2 protein-coding genes are annotated in these 3,382 nt (G+C 72.9%); both read right to left on the reverse strand.

From position 1 onward, the window contains the following. Positions 1 to 2,384: family 78 glycoside hydrolase catalytic domain (locus tag HKK72_RS37740; protein ID WP_187239181.1), on the reverse strand; the 2,384-nt coding region annotated here is incomplete at its 3' end. A 109-nt stretch (positions 2,385 to 2,493) separates the two neighbouring features. Then, a partial coding sequence (locus HKK72_RS37745; protein ID WP_315987646.1) for an alpha-L-rhamnosidase C-terminal domain-containing protein occupies positions 2,494 to 3,382 on the reverse strand: 889 nt, incomplete at its 5' end.

A 3,382-nucleotide genomic window follows, 5' to 3' on the forward strand; every position in this document is an offset into this window, starting at 1 on the left:
ACGTCGACCAGGGCGGTCGAGCCCCACGGGTGGGAGTGGCTCTGCCCGGTCTCGGGCGCGTCCCACGACTCCCAGGTGAAGGTGCCGCCGCGGGCCAGGATGTTGCCCCAGCCGGGTCCCTCGGTGTCGGTCAGCCGGGCGACGACCTGGTCGGGCCGGCCGGCGAGCGCCTCGAGCATGCGGTGCGCCGTCATCGGGCCCATCCGCGTGCCGAGCCCCGCGACGTACCCGGCGACGTGGTCGCGGTCGGCGGCCGGGGCGACGCCGTACGCCAGCGCGTAGGCGTTGGCGAGCTGCGAGGCGTGCGTGCTCTGTGTGCCGTCGGCCTTGAGCCCGTCGACGTAGACGCCGTCCGGGCGGCGCAGCTCGGCGTTGACGGCTCCGGTCAGCGCCTGCGCGTCCGCGCGGAGCGCCGCCGCCTCGCCGGCCCTGCCGAGCGCCTCGGCCGCGCGGGCCGAGGCGTTGAACACGTCGACGCCGAGCACGTTGATCGCCGTACGGGCGGCGGTGTCCATGTCGTGGCCGTAGCGCATGGTCGCCGGCCAGTCGATGATCCCGTACTGGTAGTCGCCCGAGCCCCCGGTCAGCCTGGTCACCAGGCCGGACGCCGGGTCGATGTGGCGGCGCACGTAACCGGCCACGGCGGTCAGCACCGGGTAGGCCTCGGCGAGGGTCTGCGCGTCTCCCGACTGCTGGTAGTAATCCCAGACCCAGCCGGGGAACATCTCGGTGTAGTCGGGGATGTCGCGCTTGCCGTCGCCGTTGGGATAGACCGCGTTGAGCCGCCCGTCCGGCCAGTAGCGGGCCTGCGATGCGATGAACTCGCGGATCGACTGCCTGCTGAGCAGCCGCTCGCCGTACGCGGACATCGTGGCCAGGGACGTATCCACCGAGTCGCCGAGGAACTGCCCCTTCTCCCTCGTGGGGGTGTCGAGGAACTGCGTCTGCGATCCGTACAGCGCCGACCGCCGCATCAGGTCGTACGCCGCGTCGACCCCGGGACTCGAGGTGCGCACCCGGGCGGTGCGCGCCGGGTCGACGTCGGTGTGCTGGACGACCGCGCCGATGTCGCCGGGGGCGACGTCCCCGGAGATCTCGAAGTAGCGGAACCCCTCGAAGGTGAACGCCCGGAAGGTCTGGTCGCCGTCGCGCTGGGTGTAGCCGTAGCTCAGGTCGGTGTCCTGGTTGTCGTCGGCGGAACGGGAGACGGACCCGTCGGCGGTCAGCACGTAGCCGGCGTCCATGTCCACGTGCCGCCCGGCCTCGCCGTCGCGGAAGCGCACCACCGGCACGGCCGGGATCACCTTGCCGAAGTCGGCCACCAGCGCTCCGGAGTCGAGCCGGGTCACCTTCTTCGGCTTGATCGCGGTGAACGACAGCCCGGCCTCCTGGCCCCGGAGCCGCTTGAACACCGGGGTCGGGTGGGCGCCGGCGACCTGCGGTGCCTGCCAGCCCGAAGCGTCGAACCCGGGCCGGTCCCAGCCGCGCTGCTCGGCGGTGCCGTCGATGTCCTCGACGTAGTCGCCGCCGTCGCCGTTGCGGCGCGGCGCCTGCTTCCACGGACCCCGCGCGACCTGCCAGCTGCCGTCGGTCACCACGACCTGCCGGCCGCCGTCGGCGTGCTCGACGACCAACCTCATCAGCAGGCCGGGCTCGCCCGCGGGACGTCCCTGCCCGCGCCCGTACCAGTGGAACAGGGCGCCGATCGTGGCGGGCCGGCCCGCGCGCAGCCGCGAGGTGACGTCGACCGCCCGGTAGAACCCGTCGTCGGGGTAGCCGAACGCGGGGCCGCGGTCGATGACCTCACCGTTCAGGTGCAGCGCGTACTGGTGGCTCGCCGCCACGTAGACGCGGGCCCGCACGACCGGGGACGGGCCGACCGTGAAGTCCCTGCGCGCGAGCGTGTAGTCGTCGGCCTCCGCCGTCGTCCGGCGGATCCAGCTCGCCTGCCAGTCCTGCTCCCCGAGGCCCATCTCGAACGATGCGGGCCGCGTCCACGGGGACGGCCGGCCGGTGCGGTCCCAGGTGCGGACCTTCCACGTGTAGGCCGTCCCGGCCTCGGGCGCCGGGCCGGCGTACGGCACGTACTCCTGGCGGCCGGAGGACACCCGGCCGCTGTCCCAGACGGGCCGGCCGTGCCGGTCGCGGCCGGTGCTGACCACGATCTGGTACGCGGTCTGCACCTCACCGGGGTCGGTGTCGCGCGGCCGCCAGCCGAACAGCGGCGTGCCCTCCACGTTCAGCGGCCGGGTGCGATCGCCGACCGTGAGCTCAACCGGGGCCATCGGGGCATGACCGGTGGCGGTGACGGCGGCGTCGGCCGTGCCCGGCAGCGCCAGGGCGATCAGGGCCGTCGCGGCGATCACGGACTTTCTCTTGCGCATGGGTCTCCTCGTGTTCGTACAGGTGAGGGAAGAGCACAGGGTGGGAGAAGAGCGATGGGCGGGCGGACCGGGCCCGGGCAGGTGGTGCCCCGGGCCCGGCCGCCTGGGCTCAGCCGGTGACGAAGCGGTAGGAACCGGAACCGACGCGGAAGACGGCGCAGCCGTCCTGCACGCGCAGGAATGTCGCGCCCTTCTGGGCGACCGCGCCGGCGCTCGCGGCCGGAACCCAGACCTCGGCGGTGGTGTTGACCGGCACGGAGACGTCGAGGGTGAACCGGCCGCCGCGGTCGGACCAGCGCGTCTCGATCGGCCCGTAGACCGAGTCGTACCGGCCGGTCGCCCGGTGCACGTCGCCGCCGGGACGGGGCCGGATGACGATCCGCCGGTAGCCGGGCTCGCCGGCGCTGATGCCGGTGATGTTCTTGTACATCCACTCGCCGACGGCGCCGTAGGCGTAGTGGTTGAAGGAGTTCATGCCGGCGTCCTGGAAGGATCCGTCCGGCTTGATGGAGTCCCAGCGCTCCCACATCGTGGTGGCGCCCTTGTCGATCTGGTAGCCCCAGGACGGGAACGTGCGCTGGTGCAGCAACCGGTAGGCCACGTCGGTGTGCCCGGTCTCGGTGAGGACGGGCAGCAGCTGCGGAGTGCCGAGGAAGCCGGTGGACAGGTGCCAGTCCTTGGCCTCGATCAGCTCGACCAGCCGGTCGGCGGCGGGCTTGCGGCCGGCCTCGGGCAGCAGTCCCATGCCGAGCGCGAGCACGTAGGCGGTCTGGGTATCGCCCTTGATCCGGCCGTCCTTCACGTACGCCTGGTTGAAGGCGGCGCGGACCTCGGCGGCGGTCTGGTCGTACTGCCTCGCATCGTCCTCCTTGCCGAGCGTGCGGGCGACCTTCGCCACCAGATCGGCGGCGTAGGCGAAGTAGGCGGTGCCGATGACGTCCTTGGGGGTCTCGTCGTCGACGTTGAGCCAGTCGCCATAGCCGGCGGCCGGGCGCAGG

The sequence above is a fragment of the Actinomadura sp. HBU206391 genome (genome assembly GCF_014323665.1).
Classification (GTDB): domain Bacteria; phylum Actinomycetota; class Actinomycetes; order Streptosporangiales; family Streptosporangiaceae; genus Actinomadura_C.